General features: G+C 61.2%; 17 protein-coding genes and 1 tRNA gene. 6 read left to right on the top strand and 12 right to left on the bottom strand.

Going from position 1 to position 22,877, the window contains the following annotated elements; genetic code table 11:
* Window positions 1-143: 143 nt before the first annotated feature.
* Entirely contained in the window at window positions 144-881 is a 738-nt protein-coding gene (locus AC07UR_RS16545) for a glycosyltransferase family 2 protein (protein WP_234941905.1), read from the bottom strand.
* Between the two features lie 386 nt (window positions 882-1,267).
* Here AC07UR_RS16545 and AC07UR_RS16550 point away from each other — a divergent pair, with 386 nt between their 5' ends.
* Window positions 1,268-2,038 carry a glycosyltransferase family 25 protein gene (locus tag AC07UR_RS16550; RefSeq protein WP_173423953.1) on the top strand — a complete coding sequence of 257 codons (771 nt, stop codon included), beginning with the start codon at window positions 1,268-1,270 and terminating at the stop codon, window positions 2,036-2,038.
* Window positions 2,039-2,083: 45 nt separating this feature from the next.
* Window positions 2,084-2,950, top strand: a complete 867-nt coding sequence (locus AC07UR_RS16555; protein WP_209791035.1) for an alpha-1,2-fucosyltransferase — start codon at window positions 2,084-2,086, stop codon at window positions 2,948-2,950.
* 520 nt (window positions 2,951-3,470) lie between these two features.
* Here AC07UR_RS16555 and AC07UR_RS16560 read toward each other — a convergent pair.
* The 3 genes from AC07UR_RS16560 to gmd are packed head-to-tail and all read right to left on the bottom strand — an operon-like array spanning window position 3,471 to window position 6,663.
* Window positions 3,471-4,646 (bottom strand): DegT/DnrJ/EryC1/StrS family aminotransferase, encoded by a 1,176-nt coding sequence (locus AC07UR_RS16560; RefSeq protein WP_209791034.1) that lies wholly within the window; start codon window positions 4,644-4,646, stop codon window positions 3,471-3,473.
* A gap of 1 nt (window position 4,647) precedes the next feature.
* Window positions 4,648-5,571, bottom strand: a complete 924-nt coding sequence (locus tag AC07UR_RS16565) for a GDP-L-fucose synthase family protein (RefSeq protein WP_209791033.1) — start codon at window positions 5,569-5,571, stop codon at window positions 4,648-4,650.
* Window positions 5,572-5,610: 39 nt separating this feature from the next.
* Window positions 5,611-6,663: a GDP-mannose 4,6-dehydratase gene (gene gmd / locus AC07UR_RS16570; RefSeq protein WP_209791032.1), complete on the bottom strand. Its 1,053-nt coding sequence runs from the start codon at window positions 6,661-6,663 to the stop codon at window positions 5,611-5,613.
* A gap of 386 nt (window positions 6,664-7,049) precedes the next feature.
* Here gmd and AC07UR_RS16575 point away from each other — a divergent pair, with 386 nt between their 5' ends.
* Entirely contained in the window at window positions 7,050-8,762 is a 1,713-nt protein-coding gene (locus AC07UR_RS16575) for an adenylate/guanylate cyclase domain-containing protein (protein ID WP_209791031.1), read from the top strand.
* 37 nt (window positions 8,763-8,799) lie between these two features.
* Here the strand turns inward: AC07UR_RS16575 and AC07UR_RS16580 are convergent, their stop codons facing one another.
* Window positions 8,800-9,543: an SDR family oxidoreductase gene (locus AC07UR_RS16580; RefSeq protein ID WP_209791030.1), complete on the bottom strand. Its 744-nt coding sequence runs from the start codon at window positions 9,541-9,543 to the stop codon at window positions 8,800-8,802.
* Between the two features lie 97 nt (window positions 9,544-9,640).
* Here AC07UR_RS16580 and AC07UR_RS16585 point away from each other — a divergent pair, with 97 nt between their 5' ends.
* Window positions 9,641-10,546: an AraC family transcriptional regulator gene (locus AC07UR_RS16585; protein ID WP_209791029.1), complete on the top strand. Its 906-nt coding sequence runs from the start codon at window positions 9,641-9,643 to the stop codon at window positions 10,544-10,546.
* Window positions 10,547-10,683: 137 nt separating this feature from the next.
* On the opposite strand, the gene AC07UR_RS16590 is transcribed toward AC07UR_RS16585, so the two are convergent.
* The 7 genes from AC07UR_RS16590 to xylF all read right to left on the bottom strand — a co-directional run bounded on the left by AC07UR_RS16590 (window position 10,684) and on the right by xylF (window position 18,570).
* Entirely contained in the window at window positions 10,684-12,297 is a 1,614-nt protein-coding gene (locus AC07UR_RS16590; RefSeq protein ID WP_494700047.1) for an alpha/beta hydrolase, read from the bottom strand.
* An 847-nt stretch (window positions 12,298-13,144) separates the two neighbouring features.
* Window positions 13,145-13,675: a DUF805 domain-containing protein gene (locus AC07UR_RS16595; RefSeq protein WP_209791027.1), complete on the bottom strand. Its 531-nt coding sequence runs from the start codon at window positions 13,673-13,675 to the stop codon at window positions 13,145-13,147.
* 555 nt (window positions 13,676-14,230) lie between these two features.
* Entirely contained in the window at window positions 14,231-14,479 is a 249-nt protein-coding gene (locus tag AC07UR_RS16600) for a hypothetical protein (RefSeq protein ID WP_209791026.1), read from the bottom strand.
* A gap of 239 nt (window positions 14,480-14,718) precedes the next feature.
* Window positions 14,719-14,795, bottom strand: a tRNA-Arg gene (locus AC07UR_RS16605).
* Window positions 14,796-15,165: 370 nt separating this feature from the next.
* Window positions 15,166-15,951, bottom strand: a complete 786-nt coding sequence (locus AC07UR_RS16610) for an ATP-binding cassette domain-containing protein (RefSeq protein WP_209791025.1) — start codon at window positions 15,949-15,951, stop codon at window positions 15,166-15,168.
* Window positions 15,952-15,966: 15 nt separating this feature from the next.
* Window positions 15,967-17,295 carry a sugar ABC transporter permease gene (locus AC07UR_RS16615; RefSeq protein ID WP_173423965.1) on the bottom strand — a complete coding sequence of 443 codons (1,329 nt, stop codon included), beginning with the start codon at window positions 17,293-17,295 and terminating at the stop codon, window positions 15,967-15,969.
* Window positions 17,296-17,532: 237 nt separating this feature from the next.
* Window positions 17,533-18,570, bottom strand: coding sequence for a D-xylose ABC transporter substrate-binding protein (gene xylF / locus AC07UR_RS16620; protein ID WP_173423966.1), 1,038 nt, complete (start codon window positions 18,568-18,570; stop codon window positions 17,533-17,535).
* A 575-nt stretch (window positions 18,571-19,145) separates the two neighbouring features.
* On the opposite strand from xylF, the gene AC07UR_RS16625 reads away from it, so the two are divergent.
* Window positions 19,146-20,357 carry an ROK family transcriptional regulator gene (locus AC07UR_RS16625; protein ID WP_173423967.1) on the top strand — a complete coding sequence of 404 codons (1,212 nt, stop codon included), beginning with the start codon at window positions 19,146-19,148 and terminating at the stop codon, window positions 20,355-20,357.
* A gap of 131 nt (window positions 20,358-20,488) precedes the next feature.
* Window positions 20,489-22,855, top strand: a complete 2,367-nt coding sequence (locus tag AC07UR_RS16630; protein ID WP_209791024.1) for a bifunctional diguanylate cyclase/phosphodiesterase — start codon at window positions 20,489-20,491, stop codon at window positions 22,853-22,855.
* Window positions 22,856-22,877: the final 22 nt, after the last annotated feature.

The following is a 22,877-nucleotide window of genomic DNA, read 5'->3' on the forward strand; positions in this document are numbered from 1 at the left end:
GCGCCGAAGCGGGGGTGACGGCTGATCAATTCGCCTGTGTCGCAAGAAACGCGGGCAACGCCGACCACCGGCGCTCCGGAAATCCGGTTCTGGAGCATCTTGTCCACCTTCGGCACTTCCGTCGAAAGCGGGATGCTCCGAGTTCAGCTGCCGTTTTCCCAGGTCGAGGTGGAGTTGGTGATCACCTTGCGAATGTTGCGCTGATCGCGCCATTCCCGTCCCATGTCGCGAATGACCGGCTTTGCCTCCGGCGAGAAGATGTAGTTGCGATAGCTTGCGACGTAGGCTTCCATGGCCGGGTTGACCCCGGAATAAAACTGCTTTTCAGGATCGCGGCTGAGATCCATCAGGCTGGCGCAATGGCGCGCAAAGTTGCCGCGCAGGATCGACGGCGAGGTGGTGAACTTCGGGAAGGTGCGAAACAGCGGGATCTTGATGCCGAGCAGCCGCGCATATTCGTTGCGCTGATGGAAATGGCCCTTGCGGGCAATGTCCCAGTTCTGGTCTGCAGTGTGAAAAGACACCTGCATGACAGACGGATCGTCAAACGGCTGGAACAGTTCTTCACCCATGTCCCTGAGCGAGATCCAGTCATCTTCCAGATGGAAGACATACTCCGACGTGCTTGCCGCCCATGTTCTTGCGACGGCGGCGCAAAAGCCGGGCTGCTCCGGCTCGAAAATCACCGCATCGGGAAAGTGGCCGCGCACGACCTCAATGCAGGCGGCATGGTCGTCTGGCGTGCCGAAGGCCGGATCGAGATTGAGATAGGTCGATCCCATATCAAGCTGGCAAAGCATCTTCTCGCGAAAACTCGCAAGGGTTTGCGCAAGCAGTTCGGGCCGCCGGGTGGCAACGATGCAAAGGTCAATTTGAGGCATTGCACTTCCTGATCGATGCGGCGGCTTGCTGCCTGCCTTTCGCGCGGTCGCTCCCGGGCGGCGTGCGCGGGAGGTTAAAAGGCGCTGGTAGGGCGTGCCAAACGGCCACAGTATCGCTGCCAATGAAGGTCTTCGCTTAGACCAAGCCACGATCTTGCGCAATTGCGCAGCCTTAGACTTCCATGCGATATTTTCCGACGCAAGACCGCCACGGCAATTCTTCGCAACGGACGGCCGCGTCCCGGCGCCGTGCATTCAACGCGTCTTGACGCCGACAACACCAATATGGCGATACCGGGCAGCGGTGGCGGATTGACAAGTTCGCTCCAGTTGGCCCAGAAACCTTGCGAAATGTGATGATCAAGTGACAAGGGGTGATCGATAAAGTGAAGGATACTGCGCTCGAGATTGTCGTGGTTAATCTGGAACGTTCCGTCGAGCGACGTGAGGACATGGTGCGCCTGCTTGAACCGCTCGGATTGCCCTACAGCTTTTTCGATGCGGTCGACGGGCGCAAGGGGCGGCATTCGTCATTTGACCATTTTGACGAGCATCTTGCTGAAGTTCGCAGAGGGTTCATTCTCAATGCAGGTGAACTTGGGTGCTTCGCCAGCCACTATCTTCTTTGGGAGCGCTGCGTGCGAGAGAACAAGCCGCTTCTCATCTTCGAAGATGATGTCGTTCTCAACGACAATTTTGCGGAAGCCTATCACTTCGCCGCCCGCAAGATCGAGCGCTACGGGCTCTTGCGGTTTTCCGGGCACAAGCGGCGCCAATGGGCGACATGCGAGCGCCTGAACGACGCGATGCGCATTGTCCGCTTCGAGCGTGGACCGCACGGGACGTCGTGCTATGCGGTGTCGCCACAGGCCGCATCCAAGCTTTTGGCCACGGCCGCGATTTGGTTCGAGCCGGTCGATTGCCACCTGGATCGGTTCTGGACCCACGGGGTCGGTTCCTATGGGATCTCGCCGTTGCCTGTCACGCACGCGGCGGAAACGCCCGAGCAATCGGAGATCTGGCAGGGAGGCCAGCGTGCAAAGAAGTCGCGGCGCTTCCGGCGACTGCGGGCGATCTACCGCGCGCGTGACGATATCGGTCGCTTCCTGAGCAATCTGCCTTATGTGGGGCGATGGAAAGAGCCGGACGAGGCGTGACGGGTCAGAGCCTGTTGAAGCAACCCAACAATCGAAGGTAATCTCTTGATAATCACGCGTATCCTTGGTGGTCTCGGCAACCAGATGTTTCAGTATGCGGCCGGCCGGTCGCTCGCGTCTGCTAGCGGACAAACGCTCAAGCTGGATCTGACGGAAATGCAACGCTACAAGACCTGGGCTTTCGGGTTGGAGCAGTTTGCAATTCAAGCGGAGAGCGCTCGCCCGGACGAAGTGCCGGCGAAGCCGGGCAGGGGGCTTTTCAACAAGGTGAAGTCGCGGCTTCTGCCCAAGACGTCGCCCTGTCTCATCGCCAAGGAGCGAGCCAACACGTTTGACGCAGCGATCCTCGACTTGCGTGGCCCGGTGCACCTCCAGGGCTACTGGCAGACCGAGAAGTACTTTGCCTCGGTGGCAGATGTCATCCGCAAGGAGTTCGGACTCAGGGCCCCCTTCAGCGCTGCAAGACAAGAGGTCTTGCAGCAGGTGCGCGCTGCCGACGCGCCCGTCTCCGTCCATGTTCGCCGCGGTGACTATGTCAGCAATCCCTCGGCCAACTCTATCCACGGGACATGCGAACCGGAGTGGTATGCCGAGGCAATGCGCCAGATGGCTGCGCGCTTCGACAACCCGTCTTTCTTTGTGTTCTCCGATGATCCGGCCTGGGCCCGCGCCAACCTGCCGTCCTGGCCGTCGATGATCTTCGTGGAGCCTCAGGCGGATGGTCAGGACGGCGAGGACATGCACCTGATGGCAGCTTGCCGCGCGCACATTATCGCCAACAGCACATTCAGCTGGTGGGGGGCGTGGCTCAATCCGAACGTGGAAAAGCACGTGATTGCGCCAGCACAGTGGTTTCGCTCGAAGGATCACGATGCAAGCGATATCCTGCCTGCCACGTGGCAGCGTTTGTAAGTGCTGCAAACTGAGAAGCGGCGAGTGGCGCTGGACAGCGAGCCAGGTGGTCGGTGCGTATTCGTATGGGAAGTTGGAGTTTGAAGGAGCGGGAAGCTTGCGCGCGCTCCGCGTCGCGTCGTTGGTGTGATCGTCGGCTTCTCGGCACCCATGAGCCTGAATGTCACCGGTGCAGAAGCATCAACGCCTAATGCTTAAAGCTAATGTGCCTCGCCTCCGGCTGAAGGCGGTCTGCCTTTCTCTTCATGTTTCAGCTGTCCGGCCAGCTTTGCCAGGATGGCCAAGAGGTTGTGATCACAAAGGACACGCCGGCGGGCCACGTTGAGTTCCGTCTCGGCGGTTTCTGCGAGAGCAGGCTCTATGACGGTCTTGACCGCGCGAACTGCGTTGCCGAGAGAAACCCTCGCATAGGCGAAAACGCGCGGCAGGTGGTTTTTTGCCGGCGCCGCTTGCATTGGGGCAATCGAAGAATTGTTTCCCGTCATGAACGCTGCAGGGGGTAAGAGCCCCCGCCATCACACTACTTCCAATTCGTCTTGCCGAACACCGAGCGCAGCAGTTCGAATTCCTGCTCAAGCGGGTAGTGGTGGTTGCCGATGAAGAAGCCGTGTTTGTCGGCCGTATCAGCGTTGCTCAGGTCGCCGGCAACGGAATAGTCGAACCATTTCAGAACTTCGTTCTTGGCAAAGTTGCCCGCCACGATCGGCCGGACATCGACCTGTGCTTCGGTGAGCAAGTGAAGCATGTTTTCCCGCGTCACGCCGGAGTCCGGTTCGACAATGAGGCTGAAGCCAAACCAACTGCTTTGGCCAATTTCGCGCTGGACTCGCAGGAACGGATAGTCGCGCATCAGCTCAAGGAATTCTTCGGCGTTTTTCCGGCGCTCGTCCACGATGCTGGGCAGCTTGCGAAGTTGGGTCAATCCCAGCGCGCCGCTCATTTCCAGGGGGCGCAGATTGTAGCCGGGAAGCACGAAGCGGAACGACTCCGTAAACGGGTCATCGCTTTTGTCGGTCGTCACCCGGTTTACTTTCGGCAGGTTCCTTGTCCAGCCGTGAGCGCGCAAGGACAACATGACATGGAACAATTCCTCGTCGTCGGTCACGACAAGCCCACCTTCCATGGTGGATATGTGATGGCTGAAGAAGGAACTGAAAGACCCCATCAATCCGAACGTGCCGGCCTGCTTACCTTCATACAAGGCGCCCATCGACTCACAATTGTCCTCGATGAGGGCGATGTCGCGATCGCCGATAATCGCCTTTATGCGGGCAAAATCATTGGGATTGCCGAGCAGGTTCACGGCCATGATCGCTTTTGTATCCTGCGTTATCGCCTGCGACAGCTGTTCGAGGTCGAAGTTCAGTGTCTGTGCGTCGATGTCCACAAAACGGAGCTTCAGCCCATATTGATGAAGCGGGTAGTAGGTCGTGCTCCATGAGACTGCGGGAACGATGACTTCCGCTCCCGGCAGCAGAGGCGACGCGGAGCGATACCGCAGCGCGGCGATCATCAGGAGGTTGGCGGAGGAACCGGAATTGACCATGACGCAATACTTGCTGCCGACATAGTCTGCAAAAGCCCGCTCGAACTGCGAAACCTTCTCGCCCATGGTAAACATGCCAGACTTGATCACCGTCTGGAGGGCTTCGTATTCTTCTTGATCCCAGGTGGAATTGGCTAATGGATAAGGCATATCAGGCTTCCAGTGAAAGATAGTATTCGTAGGTTTCGCGGATACCGTCGCGAAGCGTCGTGCGTGGCGCCCACCCCAGCATCGTCTGTTTTGTTACGTCCAGCAGCTTGCGCTTCATTCCGACCGGTTTTGAAATGTCATGCGCAAAGGTGCCGTCATAGCCGATAACATCCGCGGCAACCTGGTAGTATTCGTTCACTGTAAAATCGTCGCCGAGGCCGATATTGAGCAGGCTCGGCATGGAGGCGAAGTTGGCGATGGCGAAGACGATCGCATCGGCAAGATCTCCGGCGAACATGAATTCGCGCCGTGCCGACCCGTCTCCCCAAATCTCGACTGATGTCTCGCCGCGCAGTTTGGCGACATGCAGCTTGTGAATGATCGCGGGTATGAGATGCGAAACGCCCGGGTCGAATTTGTCAAATGGGCCATACAAATTGCACGGTATGATCGTCTTGTAGTCGTATTGCGGGGTCTCTCTCGTCACGTATTCGCACAAGCGCGCAACGGCGCATTTGGCCAGTGCATATCCTTCATTCGTCGGCTCGAGCGTCCCGCTCAGAACCTGGTCCTCTCGCAACGGATCTTCGCTGTTTCGAGGGTACATGCAGGAGCTGCCCAGGTTGAGCAACCGCGCCACGCCGGCCGATCGGGCCGCAAGGACGATGTTGTTTCCCATCGCCCAGTTGTCGGAGAGGAACCGCACCGGATTTTTGATGTTGGCCTGAATGCCGCCGACGACGCCTGCGGCATGGATCACCAGATCAGGGCTCAATTGCTTGAGGACATTCTGCGTTTGGTTGAAGTCCAGCAGGTCAAGCTCGCTTCGGCCGGGGGCGACAATGTCGATACCGACATTGCGACACAGCGATACGAGGTTGCGCCCAACCATACCGCCTCCACCTGTTAGCAGGATTTTCGTCACTCTCGTATCTCGCTTTGTTCGTGCACCGGCACGGCAGTGTTAATGGCTTTCCATTTCGCGCAGGTCGTATTCCACCATCTCCCTGACGAGATCTCTGACGCCGATCTCATGCGACCAGCCCAGTTTCTCCAGGGCCTTGGTCGGATCGCCGATCAACAGGTCGACCTCGGTCGGCCGGAAATAGCGTGGATCGACCTCGACGAGCACCCGGCCGGTCGCATCATCGATCCCCGTTTCCTCCACACCGTGGCCTTGCCAGCGCAGGGTGATGCCCACATCGGCGAAAGCCCATTCGACGAACGTCCGCACCTCGGTGGTTTTCCCGGTGGCGAGCACGTAGTCGTCGGCCTTGTCCTGTTGCAGCATAAGCCACATTCCGCGGACATATTCGCGCGCATGGCCCCAGTCTCGTTTGGCGTCGAGATTGCCGAGGTAGAGTTTGTCCTGTTTGCCAAGCTTGATGGCCGCGGCGGCGCGGGTAATCTTCCTCGTAACGAAGGTTTCACCGCGCAGCGGGCTCTCGTGGTTGAAGAGAATCCCGTTCGAAGCGTGCATTCCGTATGCTTCGCGATAGTTTACGACGATCCAGTAGGCGTAGAGCTTTGCCGCGGCGTAGGGGCTTCGGGGATAGAACGGCGTTGTTTCGCGCTGAGGGACTTCCTGAACCAGGCCGTAGAGTTCGGACGTCGATGCCTGGTAGAACCGTGCCTTGTCGGTCAGACCCAGGATGCGGATGGCTTCCAATAGCCGCAAAGTGCCGAGCGCATCCGAATTGGCGGTATATTCCGGCGTTTCGAACGAGACCTGAACATGGCTCTGTGCGGCGAGGTTGTAAATTTCGTCCGGCTGCGTTTCCTGCATGATCCGAATGAGGTTCGTGGCATCCGTCATATCGCCGTAATGCAGGAAGAAGCGCGCATTCTTCTCGTGAGGATCCTGGTAGATATCGTCGATCCTGGCGGTATTGAAAGACGAAGACCGTCGCTTGATGCCGTGTACGATGTAACCCTTGTCCAGCAGGAGTTGTGCAAGGTAAGCGCCATCCTGTCCCGTGACGCCAGTGACGAGGGCGACCTTAGATTTCTCAGCCATACGAACTTGTCCCATGGTTAGCTATAAACTTGTGCCAGCGAATTAGAGCCACACGGCACGGCGACGTTTCTGTTGTCAGAAACTCGACCGTCAAATCTGCACACTCCACACGTCGCAGGCTGTATATGAAAACAACGGCTCAATAAACCATTTGGCTGCAGCTCCGCCAGCCTTCTCGCAACTTCAAGCCGGCATGTTATAGGCGAAAAAGCAGAAATGATGAGGGCAGCCCGCACGCCGGCCCTCATGCGTTGCCCGGATGACGGCGCGCAGCGGGGTGTTCCTTCTTTTGTTGAAGTTATCGCTAAAGCAGCGATTGCTGTCTGACCCGCTGCAATGTGCTATCCTCTAATACAGGCGGCCCATGTGCCGGCGAGGCGATGGAGATGCAGCGCAAGCTGGTAGCGATCATGGTGGCGGATTTCGTCGGGTCGACGGCGGCGATGGAAACGCGTGAGGAAGAGGCTGTCGAGTGCGTCTCGGCCTGCCTGAGGGTGGTGGGCGACACGGTCGTGCGGCACGATGGCCGGGTTTTCAACACGGCCGGCGATGCCGTGCTTGCCGAGTTCGGCAGCCCGGTCAATGCTCTTCGCGCGGCCATGGAGGCACGCAGTTCGCTTGCGGCAATCCCCGATGCCACGCCCAACCACATGCGCTTCGGCTTGCATCTGGCCGACGTTTTCGCAGTCGGCGATGATCTGAGGGGCAATGGTGTCAATCTTGCCGCACGGCTGCAATCAAGCGCTGCGGCCGGCGAGATCGAGGTGTCCGAAGCGCTGTATCAGCAGGTGCGCCGGGCCTCGCCCTGCGGCTTCGAGGAGGTCGGCGAGCGGCGCTTCAAGGGTGTCGCCGATCCGATCCGCGTCTACCGGGTGGGCACGAACATCGACCGGCACCGGTTTCTCTCGGCGCCGACGCGCGAGGCGCCGCCCGCGTCGATGCGGCCGAATTCGGTCATCGTTACGCCCTTCGTCGCCTTCGCGGCCAACCAGGACGATCAGTCTTTCCTCACGGAAGGTCTGACCGACGACCTGACCCTGGAGCTCGGCCGGCTGAAGAGCCTTTTCGTCAGCTCGCGCTCGGCCTCGGTGGCACTGTCCACCCGCGATCCCGTCGAGGTCGGCAGGGCGCTCGGGGTGCGCTACGTCGTTTCGGGCTCGGTGCGCAAGCTCGGTGGCCTCGTCCGCCTCAATGTGTCGCTGTCGGAGACCGCCCATGGCCATCTCGTCTGGTCGGACCGGATCGAGCGGCCGTTTGAGGAACTGCTTGCCGTCATCGACGAGGTGACGGCCCGGATCGCCGCGACGGTGGCCGGGCGGATCGAGCAGGCGGAGCTGGTGGCTGCGCGGCTGAAGCGGCCGGAGAACATGTCTGCCTACGAATACTATCTGCTTGGTCTCGACCATCATCGCTTGATCGGCGTCGCCGACAGCCACATCGGCGAAGCCATGCGCTGGTTCGAGCGCTCGATGGATGCGGATCCGTCCTTCGGCCGGCCGGTCGCCATGCATGTCTGCGCCTGGAGCAACCTGCCGGATTTCGACCTTTTTGCCGGCGAGCGGCAGGTCGCCCACGCGCTTGATCTCGACCCCACCGACCCGGACTCCCACCGCATCATGGGCGCGATCAAATGCATGGAGGGGGATTTCGTCGCCTCACGGCACCATCACGAGCGGGCGATCGAGCTTGCGCCCAATGATGCCTATATCGCCGGGCGATGCGCAGCTTTCTACACCTACGCGAACGAAGCCGAGCGAGCACTGGAACTGCTCGACCGGGCCGAGGCGCTGGATCCGTTCCTGCCGGTCTGGATCGTCGAGGAGCGGGTCGCCTCGCTCTATATGCTGGGCCGCCACGACGAGCTTTTCGCCGTGGCGCGGGCACTGCCTTACCAGACGCGGCGGACGCTGATTTATCGTATCGCCGCGCGGATGGCGCGGGGCGATACCGACCGGGCGCGCCAGCTGGTGGCGCAGATCCAGGCGCTCGATCCGAAGCTTTCGGCCGGATATATCCGCACCCAGGAGTTCTTCCGCGACCGGACGATCACGGAAGCGCTCATCGACAGGGTGCACGCTGCGGGCCTGCCGCTCGGCTGACGGTTGCTTGCGGGCGACGCGGGGCCGACAGGGATTGTCAGCTTGCGCGGGCCAACGCCACGGCGTCGGCCCCTGCCGGGAAATGCAGCTGTTGCGACGCGTCATTGGCCGCGCGCCAGACCGCGTCCGCCACATCGCTTTCCTTGGTAATAAGGGCCGGGTTTGCAAAGGCGGCGAAGATCGGCTGCGCAAACGCCGCATAGGTCTCCGGGATCAGGTCCGCGATGTTGACGCCGGTATTGTGCGAAAACTGCGTGCTCGGCGCATAGCCGGGCTCGACCAGCTTGGCGCGCACGCCGAAGGCGGCAAGCTCGTGGGCCAGCGATCCGGTAAACCCCTCGATCGCCGTCTTACTGGCGGTATAGGCAGCGGCCAGCGGCATGGCGGCAAGCGTCACGCTGGACGTGACGTTGACCACGACGCCGGATTTCCTGGCGCGAAACTGCGGGATCACCGCCTGCGTCATAGCCATGACGCCAAACGTGTTGGTCTCGAAGATTTTGCGTATATGCGCCATCGGCGTCGCCTCGAAGGCGCCGACCACGCCGATGCCGGCATTGTTGACCAGCGCATCGATCGGGCCGCTCGCCTCGAGTGCCGCCGCAATACTGTCGGGATCGGTCACGTCCAGTTGCACGACACGCAAACGCTCCGAGCACGGCAGAATATCCTCGCGCGGCGAGCGCATGGTGGCAATCACGGTCCAGCCCTTGGCGTGGAAGAGGCGTGCGGTTTCGAGGCCATAGCCGGACGAGCAGCCGGTGATCAATACGGTTTTCATGACATGTCCTTGGTTGGTTCTGATGATGGCATGATACCCAACGTTGACCGGACGATATATAATTGAAAATCCGTATCTTATTTGCCATAGTCCTGAAATGATCGACCCACTTTCTGAAATCATCACACTGCTCAGGCCACGCGCGGTGTTTACGAAAGGCATCAGCGGTGCCGGCCGCTGGGGTGTGCGCTATTCCGACTTCGGCCATCCCGGCTTCTGTACCGTACTCGAAGGTGGTTGCCGTCTCGCCGTCGACGGCCAGGACCCGCTGGTGCTTGAGGCCGGTGATTTCGTCCTCTTGCCGACGACACCCGGCTTCACCCTGTCGGGCTTCGAGCCCGTGACGCCGACATACATCGATCCGAAGGCAGCGCCGGACCAGGGCGACGAAGTTCGCCACGGCGATCCCGACGCTCCGCCAAGCGTGCGGCTGCTCGGCGGCTACTTTGTCTTTGCGACTGAGGATGCCGGGTTGCTGGTGTCGCTGCTGCCGGCGCAGGTGCATGTGCGCGGCGCCGAGCGGCTTTCGCTCTTGGTCCGGCTGTTGACGGAGGAGGCGGGCGAGCAGCGCGCCGGGCGCGATCTGGTGCTTGCCCGCCTTGTCGAAGTGCTGCTCGTCGAGGCGTTGCGCCTGACCCAGCGGCCGGACGCCTCGCCGGGATTGCTGCGCGGGCTTGCCGATCAACGGCTGGCGGAAGCGATAAGGGCGATGCACGGCACTCCGGCGCGATCATGGACAGTGGCCGAGCTGGCGAAGCTGGCCAGTCTCTCCCGCTCGGCGTTCTTCGAGCGCTTCACCCGCAATGTCGGCGTCGCGCCGATGGAATATCTGCTTGGCTGGCGCATGGCGATGGCCAAGGATCTGCTGTGCAACCACAACGCCGAAATCTCCGACGTCGCCGAGCGGGTTGGTTACGCCTCGGCGAGCGCGTTCAGCACGGCCTTCAGCCGCCATGTGGGGGAGGCGCCGGGGCGGTATGCGCGTTTGGCTGCACAGGGGTAGTCGGGCGTCATGCGGTGCGGAACGAAAGCGCGTCGCGATCTTTCAGATTCGCTTGCGCGCTTTGAGTTTTTGTTTTTGCGCATGTCGTCGTCAAAACACCGCAACACACTTTTGCGCGTCGTGTTTTTTCGTGCTGCTCAATCGCCAGGAAACGGGGGCTTGTCCTGGGCGCATGTTGCGCCCGTCGGCGGCATCTCGCCGTCGATAAAATAGGCCGCGATGTGGTCCTGCGCACACGTGCTTGGATTGATGAGCACGGTGTGCCCGAAACCGTTCACGATCAGCAGTCGCGCGTTCCCGAGAGCCTGTGCCATGCGAACCGAACTGGGTAAGGCGGCCGCGGGGTCGCTGGTGTTGCCGATAACGAGCACCGGCGCGGTCGCCTTGTTCCATGGGCCGAGATAGGTCGCCTTCGCCCTGGCAGTCCAGCCGACGCAGTACGCCACAAACGGCCATGCGGAGATGCCGGCACGCTGATAACTCGCCAGTGCCTGTTGAACGGCGGCGTCTTCGGTCGTGGGGTTGGGGCTTTCGCCGCAGATCACTGAAAGCTGGCGTCCGGCGCTGGTGACATACGTGGCCCCTGCCGGCTTTTCCGGTGTGGCAACGGCAGCCGGCGAACCGGCATCGCCCGAACCGCCAGCGGCGACCTGTTGCCCGCTGCCTTCGCTCGCCACCCACGCCTGCTGCAGGAACTCTGCCACCGCCGCCCAACCGGGAAAGCGGCCAAAGCCCGGTAGCGGCTCGACGACGTAGATCGAGCTGCCGACGTAGGCGAGGATGCTTGGGGCGTCGATCGTGTCGCCTTCGAGTGCGAAGCCCTTCTGCGCGCGCTGGAGCAGATCCGACCATTTCTTCCTTGTCGCCTCGGGAGATCCGGCCGAGAAGGCGCAACCCGAAGCATCGACCGCCCCGCACTGGCTCATGAATGCCTGGATAGTTGAGGCTGCACCGAAGTCTGAGCCGAGCCGGATGAAGGTGCTGAGCGCAAGGTTTTCGCCGGCGTTGCCGGCCCATGCCGGCACTGCCACAGCGCCGTCAAGGACGGCAGCGCGCACCCGGTCGGGGTACATGTTAATGTACGTTGCGCCGAGGAAGGTGCCATAGGACGTGCCGTAATAGTTCATCGTCTCCTCGCCGACGGCTTGGCGCAAGAGATCGAGGTCGCGGGCATTGTCCGCCGTGGAAACGTGGGCGAGGAGTTCGCCGTTGCGTTTGACGCAAGCCTCATTGAACGCGGTGCGCCCGGCGGCGTCTTTGGCGAGTTGCTTCGCCGTCACCGGGAAACCGTCTTGCGTGGCGCGGGCGAAGAATGCCGCTTCGTCATCGGCACTGTCAAAGCATTGGACAACCGGTGTCGTGCGTCCGCCCATGCCACGCGGATCCCAGCTGATGATATCGAAGCGGTCACGCACCTTCTCAGGAAAGCCGCGGATTGCTGCTGGGAGGTACTCTGTTCCCGCGTCGCTGGGGCCGCCAGGATTCCAGAACAGCGTGCCGAGCCGCTGTCCCGCATCGCGCGCCGGAGCCTTGATCAGCGCTAGGTTGAAGCGTCCCAAAGACGGATCCGCGTAGTCCATCGGCACTTCGGCCGTGGCGCACTGGAAGCTGTCGGTGCTCGCGGCACCTTGCTTGGCTGCCGGGCAAGCGTTCCAGGCGAGCGTGGGGACGGGAACCGTGTCAGCGGCAAATGTCGGGCTGGTGATCAGGAGCGCGGACGTTGCGGCCGCCGCAGCTACGAGGTTTCTCATGGTGTCTCCTTGCAATGCCGAGCTGTGTGTAACTCGGTGAGGGTGGAGTTCCATTTCCCAGGCGGGCGTCATTTCCAATGTGCTGCGGCGAAATACGGTCGCGGGTGCAATTGTCCGCTCGAACGTTTGGGTTGCCTGACGCCACATTATCAGTCGGCAAGGACAGGTCAAAGCACGGTAACCGCTGAGGTTTACCCGGCTTCGACGACCCGTTTCACGACAACGACGGCACCGTCATCACGTGCGGCCGCATGTGCTTTAAGCGCCAGAAGGTGAAGCTCGGCCAAGGGCTTTGCGGGACAGGTCGTCGGAAGTAAACAAGCAGACGAGCGCATCTGGCTCGTGACCTTCATGCACTATGATCTGGGATATTCGAATGACGAGACGTGCATGCCAGAACCGCTCGAAAACCCGTTCGGGCCAAAAGCTGCCTATGTCTCGAAAACAAACTGCAAGCCAATGTCCAATAAGGACTTGTGAAAGATGGCCCACCCGACAGTACTTCGATAAGTCCTTGTCACCATTGAATTTGTTCATAATTCACGGCGGTCGCCAACGCAAAAGCTGATAATCGGCATAGCAAATTTGCGCGCGGTCCAGCTCTTTTTAAGGAAGCACAAGATCGACCGTAGGCGGCACCTGATCGCTCAATTTGCGTCCCGGATAATGCTCATACCTTCCAATCTCGACGGTCAGCAAACCAAATTCCTCCGAGACTTCGAGTAGGAGAAGGAGGCTGCGTGCGCTGAAGGTCCACTTACGTCCGCAGAAGTTTGCGTTTCTCCGCGTCGTATTCCTCGCCAACAATCGCGCCGCTATCGCTTAGCTTTGCAAGCCTTTCCAACACTTAGACTGACTGCGACGATGGCGGATGCGTGGACGCGGCATGAGTAAAGACGGGGCTCTGGTCGCTTGCCTTCGTGCAGTACCAGACAATAACCGCGATAGTTCCGATTGGGCCGAGCAACGAAAGAATCTGAAGTCTCCCGCTTCGGTTAGTGTCATGGAGGCGGCGTGCGCTCACTGCGATGGTGGGAAGGAAAACCGCACAAAAGAACAAAGCGCCCAAAAGTTCGCTTGGGTCTCCGATGTTCAATGTCACCAGTACGGCGACTACGAAGAGCATTGAATACCAGAATTCGGAACGGCTCGCTCTTCCTGAAAACCTTGCGTAGTTCTTGAAGAAGCTCCAAATGGCCTCGCCGAAACTCATTGACGAGGGCATCTCACCGAACCGATTAGGACCGGGCGGACGTGACTTGACGATTAAGAAGATTGCCACAACAAAAACGATCAAGACGATCAGCCAATGCCATATCGAAAAGCCGCCCACGATATTCCCCCGGTAAAATGATTGGACCTTGTCTTGCTTCTTCATCACGGTGGCAACGCGAAACGCGCGCCACTGTGCTCTGCTACGGTTGTATACGGCATATTTCAAACATTGCGTGAACAAAAGCAAGGCGATCCGGCAATCACGATTATCGGTATTGTGAGGATTGCCAGTCTATTTCCCACCCGAACTTTTCACGGTGGCCCCCCAAGTCTTTCCACAAGTCGAAGGCTGTATCCTCGTCGTTGCCGGGTCGAACAGTGTTGCGATCAAATAAGAATTACGTGCGGGGCGGATTTCCATCCTCTTTGTAGGGAGGGGTGCCGCGGAGGGCCCCACCTCTGCTGCGTGCTCTCTATCGACGTGAACGGCAATTTCCTGCACGGCGCTACCATAACCATTGCTCTTTTTCGGGCAGATCGCGCCGAAGATATAGACCCACATGGTTCGCGGGTCGTGCAGGGCAGGTGGTCGGGTTCCCGGACGTGCCCAGCGGCACGGACGGGCGGGAAGCTTGGCAAAGTCCAACGCCCTCAACTCCTGCCGGTCGTTGTCTCGTCGAGGGATAGCCTGAACTCCTGGGCGAGCCACTGCACCAGATCATTCCTGCACCAGCGCACGACGCCGCACGGCAGGGATAGGGCCGCGTTCGTTGAAGCGAATGACCCAATCACGGGCGGTCTGAACCGTCACTGCGCCGACCTCGGATGCATACTGCCGGGAGCCGCCATCATAAACCGAGGCCACCGCCAACAGCCGCCGAGCTTGGGCGGCATCCTTTGCCTTCTTCGCCAGCCGCCTGAGCGCAGGCCCGTCAAAATCTCCACGTAACGATACCGCACTCGTCATGCCAAACTTCCGTTTGGCACAATGCGTCAGAAATCAGCCTATTAGGGAATCCCATAACAAGTCGCGATCAGTGCTCGCTGGTATAAACTTCGCTATGCCTGCTTTGCGGCAAGGCGGGCTTAATTTTCCAAGCGGAGCCGGAGAGAGGCTGTTTCCGCCTGGTGAAACGAGGCGAAAACGTAGCAATAAGCGAAGAGAAGTCGTGCCCTTGACCTAAGGTATTGATTTTTTGAGTAAAATGGCGCACCCGACAGGATTCGAACCTGTGACCTTTGGAATCGGAATCCAACACTCTATCCAGCTGAGCTACGGGTGCATCCGTTTGCAGCGAGGCCGCCGAAGCGGGCTGTGAGCGGTTCATAGCTTAGCTTGCGCGCCGCTTCAATGGTGAAATGACGGAGTTCGCAGGGGAATTTGCGAAGGACTGCAAATTGCTGCCAGGGCAACGGGTCGAACGGGCCGTTGAACACGTCTCGACAGGTGGCGAGAGGAGGGGCGAGTGTCGCCTTGCGACATGTATCGACGTGCTGCGCGGGCGAGGGGCGTGTGGCTAGCCCGGGAGGCAGGCAGGGGCCTTGCCGCGGCTTGCCTTCGCGTCCTCACGCGGCACTTCCCTACTCCGAGGCGGAGCGCTTAGGCTTCAAAATGAATGGCCCGGCAATTGCCGGGCCATTCGGTATCTTCTGTCAGGCGGTCAGCATGGCGCCGGGGCCGGGGATCGCCTTGGGCGGGACCTTGCCCATGATGATCATGCCGAGCACCTCGTCCTTGGTCACATCCTCGGTGCGGGCCTGGCCGACGACCTGGCCGTTCTTCATAACCGACACGCGGTCGGCAAGGTCGAAGACGTCGTGGATGTCGTGGCTGATCAGGAAGATGCCGATGCCTTCGCGCTTCAGCTGCTTGATCAGTTCGCCGACCTGGGCGGTTTCCTGGGGCCCGAGGGCTGCCGTCGGCTCGTCCATGATCAGGATGCGGGCGTCGAACAGGATGGCGCGGGCGATCGCCACCGATTGCCGCTGGCCGCCCGAGAGCGCCTTCACCGGCTCCTTGAAGCGCTGGAAGTTGGGGTTGAGGCGCCCCATGACTTCGCGGGCCTTGGCCTCCATCGCCACGTCGTCGAGCGTGCCCCAGGGCGTTCTGAGCTCGCGGCCGAGATAGAGGTTGGCGGCCGCGTCGACGTTGTCGGCGACGGCAAGCGTCTGGTAGATCGTCTCGATGCCGTATTTCTTGGCGTCGCGCGGGTTGCTGATGTCGGCGGCTTCGCCATTGATCAGGATTTCGCCGCCATCGCGCTTGTAGGCGCCTGACAGGATCTTGATCAGCGTCGACTTGCCGGCGCCGTTGTGGCCGAGAAGTGCCACCACCTCGCCGGGATAGAGGTCGACGGAGGCGTTGTCGACCGCATGGATGCCGCCGAAGGAGATGGAAATGTTCTTCATTTCCACGAGCGGAGTGCGTTGGTCTTTCATTGGTCGGACCCCTTCTTACTTGGCACGGGCGCGGTAGATGGTGTCGAGCCAGACGGCCACGACAAGAACCACGCCAACGACGATGCGCTGGAACGGACTGTCGATCCCGAGCAGCACCATGCCCGACTGCAGCGATTGCATGACGAGGGCGCCGATCATCGCGCCGGCGATCGTGCCGACACCGCCGGCAAGCGACGTGCCGCCGATAACAGCGGCTGCGATCGTGTAGAGCTCGTCGAGCTCGCCTTGCGCATTGGTCGCGGCGTTGAGGCGGGCGGTCGAGATCGCAGCGGCGATGGCGCAAAGCACGCCCATCAGCATGAAGATCTTGACGGTGACCCAGCGGGTCTTGATGCCGGCAAGTTCGGCTGCCTCAGGGTTGCCGCCGAGCGCAAAGACGTAACGGCCGAAGCGCAGGCGGGTGGCGATGAAGGTCATGACGATGCCGACCGCGATGGCGACCAGCACGGGGATGGCGATGCCATGCGAGATCAGGAGGCCGCCATCCGGCCAGGCGATGCCGTTGGCGTCGGCATATTTGCGGGCGATGTTGACCGGCCAGTAATAGTTGTTGGCGATCGCCACGGCACCCATCACCAGGATGCAGCCGAGGATGCCGAGGAAGTATTCAGCCCAGACCGGGCGCAGCGGAAAGCCGAAGCGCTTGCGTTGTTTGCGTGAGTTGAGGATGGCCCCGACGATGGCGATACAGGCGATGATGCCGACGATCCAGCTGGCTGTCGCCCCGATCGATCCCTCGGTGCCGCCGCCCATCAGGCGGAAGGTGGAGTTCATCGGCGCGACCGTCTGGCCGCTGGTGACGAACCATGTGGCGCCGCGCCAGACGAGAAGGCCGCCGAGCGTGACGATGAAGGCCGGCACGTTGAGGAAGGCGATGATCGAACCCTGGAGCGCGCCGATCGCAGCACCGACGGCAATGCCGCAGGCAAGCGTGATGATCCAGATGGCGGGGTGCTCGAGGCCTAGATATTGCGGCAGGACTTTCACCTGCATGACCGCCATGATCATGCCGCAGAAGCCGAGCACGGAGCCGACGGACAGATCGATGTTGCGGGTGACGATGATCAGCACCATGCCGGTCGCCATCACGGCGACGGACGAGGTCTGAACCGTCAGGTTCCAAAGGTTTCGCGGCGTCAGAAATAGCCCGCCGGTCATGATCTCGAAGCCGAGCCAGATGATGGCCAGCGCGCCGACCATGCCGAGCAGGCGGGTGTCGATCTCGGTGGCGCGGAAAAAGCGCTTCACCGGGTTTTCGTCCGCATTGCGGGCCCGGTTGGCCTGGGTTCTTTGTGTCTGGTTGCCCTGTGTGATGTCGGCCATGGACGTGCCTTCCCCCCACTCTTTCGTTGATGTCATCGCGTCTGCCGGCACGAAACGGCCGGATGGGACGCGACAAGTCTGATGATGAAGACAGCTGTCGAGCGCTTCTCTCGTTCGTCAATGCGCGCCCGAAGGTCTTGCCGCATTGTCCGCCCCGGCCGCACCTTGCGCAAGCGCCGCAACGGGGTGCGTTGCGGCGCTTGTCAGGAGGTCAGAGCTCAACCCTGTCCGGGCGGCTTACTTGCACGCAGCCACGTCGCCCTTGACGCCCTGGCAGGCTTCGTCCTTGGAGATCCAGCCGGCGTCGATGACGACGTTGAGGTTCTCCTTGGTGATCGGCAGCGGTGCGAGGAAGACCGACTGCATGGCGACGCCCTTCGGGCCGCCGTTGAAGGCGGTCACGCCGGCGATTTCTTCCATCTTCTTGCCGCTTGCCAGTTCCGCGGCGATCTCAGCTGCACGCTTGCCGAGTTCTCGGCTGTCCTTCCAGACCGACACGGTCTGGGTGCCGAGGGCTACGCGGTTGAGAGCTGCCTTGTCGGCGTCCTGGCCGGAGACAGGAACGGAACCGGCGAGGCCCTGTGCGTCGAGGGCTGCGATCGCGCCGCCGGCGGTGCCGTCGTTGGAAGCGACGACCGCATCGACCTTGTTGTCGTTGGCGGTCAGGAACTGCTCCATGTTCTTCTGGGCATTTTCCGGCTTCCAGCCGTCGGTATAGGCTTCACCGACATTCTTGATCTTGCCGGCGTCGACGGCTTCCTTCAGCACTTCCATCTGTCCGGAGAACAGGAAGTCGGCGTTCGGGTCGGCAGACGAGCCCTTGATGAAGACATAGTTGCCTTCCGGCTTGACCTTGAACACTTCGCGAGCCTGCATGCGGCCCACTTCCTTGTTGTCGAAGGTGATATAGAAGGCGGCCGGGTTTTCGATCAGGCGGTCGTAGCCGACGACCGGGATGCCTTCGGCGGCAGCCTTTTCGATGGCCGGGCCGATGGCGTCGCTGTCCTGCGCCAGCACGATCAGAGCGTTGGCGCCCTGGGCGATCAGCGACTCGACGTCGGTCAGCTGCTTGGCAGCGGAAGACTGTGCGTCGGCGGAAATGTACTTGTCGCCGGATGCCTCAAGCGCTGCCTTGATGGCGGCTTCGTCGGTTTTCCAACGCTCTTCCTGGAAGTTGGACCAGGAAACGCCGACCACCAGGTCCTTGGCGATCGCGGCGGAATGCATCGACGCGATGATGGCAGCCCCTGCCATCAGCTTCAAAACGGTTTTCATTTCATCCTCCCGAGTGGCGGCCGGCTGAGCGTGCGAACCTCCCGCACCATCCTCGACCAGCCTTGCAACGCTGTCGAAATGCCACCGTAACATCGTTCGGCTTTATTTTCTCGACAGTCGAGAAAATGAATGTCAGAGAATCCCGGACCTGTCAACACGGGCAACCCGGTCGCATTCGACACCTGGATGCACCGACGCGCAGCGCGCACAACCGCAGCGTCACAAGGGAATGTGTGGTCCCGCGGCCAGTCGGAAAAGGATTGTCGTGTCATTTCAACCAACGCCCGGGGCGATCTCCGGGAAGGTTCCGGATGGCTTGTCCGTTGGCTCGGTGGGTTTTGCCCGGCGACCGTGCAATGCAACTTGCGGCAACACCTCTCCTGTCGACGCCGAACAGCGCGATTGCGATTGCCTGGCTCGCGAAATGGCCTGTGGATTATTTCTCGACAGTCGAGAAAATCAGTGGCAGAGATTGGCAAGGCTATCGACAAGGCCGTCAGCGCCTTGCTTCGCCGCACGGCAGATGCTTTGGGAGGGCATGTGTTCGAAGGACCCGCCACCGGCAAGGACGTATGATGCTGACCAAGTCCAGCACTGAGCTCGTGCGTCAGCAAAACAGCGCCCTGGTTCTTGCCGCGCTCAGACGTGCCCGCAATCTTTCCCATACGGAGATTTCTGCTGCGACCGGGCTTGCGTCTGCGACCGTTTCGGCGATCACGGCCGAGCTCGAGCGGGCAGGCGTCATCGCCAAGGCGGAGCAGCAGGTGCAGGGCGGACGTGGGCGTCCGCGTGTGTTGTTCACGCCGCGCCGCGACTGCGGCTATGTCATCGTCGTGCGCATCTCTTCCGATGTGGTGCAATATTCGCTGACCGATTACGGCGGCACGCTGCTCGACCGTTTCGAGGAGAGCCGCAATCACGATCAACGCGGCACATCCGCCTTCGCGCAGATCTTCGTCGATGCGCTGGAGCGCTTGCTGCAGCGTTCGCGCCTGACGCGTGACCGTGTGCTTGCCGTCTCCATCAGCAGCAAGGGTCTGGTCGATGTCGACAACGACGCGGCGCGTCTGCTCTGGTCGCCGGTCTTCGGCAGCGAACAACTCGACTTTGCCGCACTGCTTGCCCCGGAATGGCGGGCGAAGGTGATGCTCAACAATGAGACCTTGCTGGTGGCGCAGGCGCTGGCTGCGGAAGCGGAACGCGCGCCAGAGGCCGGTTTCCGATCGCTTGCCGCCATCTCGCTCGGCCACAGCATCGGCCTCGGTGTTGCCCGCAAGGGCAGGTTCGGCGAGATCGACGTGACCGCGCCAAACTTCGGGCACATGCTGCATGCGCCATCGGCGGGATTGTGCCGGTGCGGCGCCTATGGCTGCATCGAAGCGGCCGCCGGGTTCTACGGCATCCTTCGAGCAGCTTTCGAAGTGCCGCCCGACACGATCCCGGCAAAGTTCGTCCCGATCGCCGAGATGGACAAGATCGCGGCGAGTGCGCGCCAGGGGCATCGGATGGCGGGCTATGCCTTTCGACAGGCGGGTCTTGCTCTCGGCAACGGCATATCGCGCATGCTCAGTCTTTACGAGCGCATGCCGATCTACGTCACCGGCCCCGGGACGCGTTACTTCGATCTGCTGCAGGGTGGGTTGATGGAGGGCGTGTCCCAGTCACTCCAGCTCCGGCTTCAGGGCCCGCCTGAAATATCTGTTGTGCTAGACGAGCAACGGCTCGTTTTCGATGGACATCTCGAGCGCGCCTTGGGCGTGATCGATAGCGAGATCGCCACGGCCTGACTGGCGCGCGCGTGAGGCGCGGGATGAGACAACCATTCTTGGGGTTGTATCAAGGGCGAACAAGCACGCTAATGCAATTTACGGTTATTTAGCAACTCCTTGTCAATGTGGCATTGACGCGGGAGACGATCATGTTTTCAGTGATTGCATGCATACGCGATGACCACGATTGGCGTCTGGTGCTGGTGGCTGCCGTGGTTTGCCTGGCCGGCTGTGTGGCTACCATGCTGTTGCTGCTGCGTGCCCAGCGAAGTGAAGGCAACCAGCGCGATCTCTGGGTCGCCGCCAGTGGTGTTGCCTGCGGCATCGGCGTCTGGGCCACCCATTTCATTGCCATGCTTGCCTATGATGGCGGGATGACGGTTTCCTACGGCGCCTCCGGGACAGCGCTCTCGATTGCGGTCGCCGTCGCGGCTGCCTGGGTCGCGTTCACCGTCGGGCTCGGTGCACGCTCGCATTACGCGCTTGCGTCAAGTGGCGTCATCCTGGGTGTCGGCATCGCCGCCATGCACTTTACCGGCATGCAGGCGCTCGAGATGCCCGGTCACATCGTCTACGACACCAGGTTCACCGCCTTCGCCATCGTTGCCGGTACCTTGCTGGCATCTGTAGCGCTTCATGCCTTTCATGTGTTGCGCAATGTCCGCCGGCTGGTGGTTTCGACCTTGCTGCTCGTCGTTGCCATCTGCGTCCTCCATTTCACCTCGATGAGCGGCGCGACGCTGGTGCCGGCGCCGGATATTCCGGCAACCGATGTCATCCATCCCGCTTGGCTTGCCGGTGGGGTCATCGCTGCCTCGACGATGCTGATCATCCTGGCCTTCGGCGCGGTGTTCGTCGACCGCCATCTGACAGACCTGCGCGGCCTTGCCAATGCATCGCTGGAAGGCATGGCCATCGTGCATGAAGGCCGCATCATCGACGCGAATGAACGCTTCGCACGCTTGGCGGGCTGCAAGGTTCCCGAGCTTGTCGCCAGAGATCCCGCGGACATTTTCGCCTTCGGCAAGGAAGGGCTGGAGGGCCATCATCGCGGCGACGGCCCGGGGGAGATCGACCTGGTCGATGTGGCCGGGCAGTCCGTTCCTGTCGAGTTCACGTGCCGGACGATCGAATATCGCGGGCGCGAATGCGAGGTGATCTTCGTGCGCGATCTGAGCGCGCGCAAGGAAGCAGAACGCACCATCGAGCATCTGGCGCACCACGATGCCCTGACCGACCTTCCCAACCGTGGTTTCTTCGACCTTCGCCTTGGCCAGGCCATGGCGGCTGCGGCGGCGAAGGGTGAGCACCTCGCCATCCTCTGCCTCGACCTCGATCGGTTCAAGGCGGTCAACGACATCTTCGGCCACGGCGAGGGTGATCGCATCCTCAAGAAGGTTGCCGACATCCTGCGCGAGGCCGTCGGCGAGGGGGATACCGTCGCCCGGCTGGGCGGTGACGAGTTTGCCATCCTTCAGGTCGGGGGCGAGCAACCGGAGGCCGCACGTCATCTGACAGACCGCATCCTGACGTTTTTTGCCGCGGAGATGGATACGAACCGCGATCCGACCGCCGTTGGCGTCAGCATCGGCGCGGCGATCTATCCGATCGACGGCGACACCGCCGACCGACTGCGCAACAACGCCGATACCGCTCTCTACCGCGCCAAACAATCCGGCAAGGGGATTGCCTGCTTCTTCGATACGGAGATGGACGAAGCCGTGCGCACCCGCCGGCAGATTGAAAACGACCTGCGTCACGCCGTGCTTCGGCGGCAACTCTTCCTTGAATATCAACCCATTGTCGATCTACGTGGCGACCGGGTTCTGGGCTATGAAGCGCTGTTGCGCTGGATACACCCCGAGCGCGGCCTGATCAGTCCCGATGTCTTCATCCCCATTGCCGAGCAAAGCGGTTCGATCATCCAGATCGGCGAATGGGTGCTGGAGCAGGCCTGCAGGGAGGCGGCGAAATGGAACGAGCCCTTGCCGGTGTCGGTCAATATCTCGCCGGTGCAGTTCCTGCTTCCCAATCTGTTCGACCAGATCTTCGGCATCCTGCGGCGCACGGGGTTGGAGCCGCGCAGGCTGGAGCTGGAGATCACCGAGGCTGCGCTGCTGCACAATCGCGAAGACGTCCTTGCCACCCTCGGACGGCTGCGCATCCACGGGGTTCACATCGTCATGGACGACTTCGGAACCGGGCATTCCTCCCTCAGCAACCTGCAGACCTTCCCGTTCGACAAGCTGAAGATCGATTGCAGCTTTACGGCCCTGATCGACAAGGACCCTTCAGCGCACGCCATCGTCAGGGCGATCATCGCGCTTGGCAACAGCCTCAACCTGCCTGTCGTGACCGAGGGCGTGGAAACGGAGCGGCAAAGACAGATCCTGGTCGAAGAAGGCTGCCTGCAGGTCCAGGGGTTTCTGACGGGCAGGCCCGGAGTCGCGCCCAGCACCGGGCAGGAGGAGCAGGCGCGCGAGTGGTCGACTGAGGCGCTGCGCGCCGACGGCTGAAGCGGTAGTCCGGAAATGCAAA

It is taken from the genome of Ensifer sp. GW821-FHT05G01, from assembly GCF_059419585.1.

Bases quoted from the DNA above. Each gene is read 5' to 3' on its own strand.
- AC07UR_RS16545 (WP_234941905.1), bottom strand. From the start codon at position 881: ATGCCTCAAATTGACCTTTGCATCGTTGCCACCCGGCGGCCCGAACTG.
- AC07UR_RS16560 (WP_209791034.1), bottom strand. From the start codon at position 4,646: ATGCCTTATCCATTAGCCAATTCCACCTGGGATCAAGAAGAATACGAA.
- gmd (WP_209791032.1), bottom strand. From the start codon at position 6,663: ATGGCTGAGAAATCTAAGGTCGCCCTCGTCACTGGCGTCACGGGACAG.
- AC07UR_RS16575 (WP_209791031.1), top strand. From the start codon at position 7,050: ATGCAGCGCAAGCTGGTAGCGATCATGGTGGCGGATTTCGTCGGGTCG.
- AC07UR_RS16580 (WP_209791030.1), bottom strand. From the start codon at position 9,543: ATGAAAACCGTATTGATCACCGGCTGCTCGTCCGGCTATGGCCTCGAA.
- AC07UR_RS16585 (WP_209791029.1), top strand. From the start codon at position 9,641: ATGATCGACCCACTTTCTGAAATCATCACACTGCTCAGGCCACGCGCG.
- AC07UR_RS16590 (WP_494700047.1), bottom strand. From the start codon at position 12,297: ATGAGAAACCTCGTAGCTGCGGCGGCCGCAACGTCCGCGCTCCTGATC.
- AC07UR_RS16595 (WP_209791027.1), bottom strand. From the start codon at position 13,675: ATGAAGAAGCAAGACAAGGTCCAATCATTTTACCGGGGGAATATCGTG.
- AC07UR_RS16600 (WP_209791026.1), bottom strand. From the start codon at position 14,479: ATGACGAGTGCGGTATCGTTACGTGGAGATTTTGACGGGCCTGCGCTC.
- AC07UR_RS16610 (WP_209791025.1), bottom strand. From the start codon at position 15,951: ATGAAAGACCAACGCACTCCGCTCGTGGAAATGAAGAACATTTCCATC.
- AC07UR_RS16615 (WP_173423965.1), bottom strand. From the start codon at position 17,295: ATGGCCGACATCACACAGGGCAACCAGACACAAAGAACCCAGGCCAAC.
- xylF (WP_173423966.1), bottom strand. From the start codon at position 18,570: ATGAAAACCGTTTTGAAGCTGATGGCAGGGGCTGCCATCATCGCGTCG.
- AC07UR_RS16625 (WP_173423967.1), top strand. From the start codon at position 19,146: ATGCTGACCAAGTCCAGCACTGAGCTCGTGCGTCAGCAAAACAGCGCC.
- AC07UR_RS16630 (WP_209791024.1), top strand. From the start codon at position 20,489: ATGTTTTCAGTGATTGCATGCATACGCGATGACCACGATTGGCGTCTG.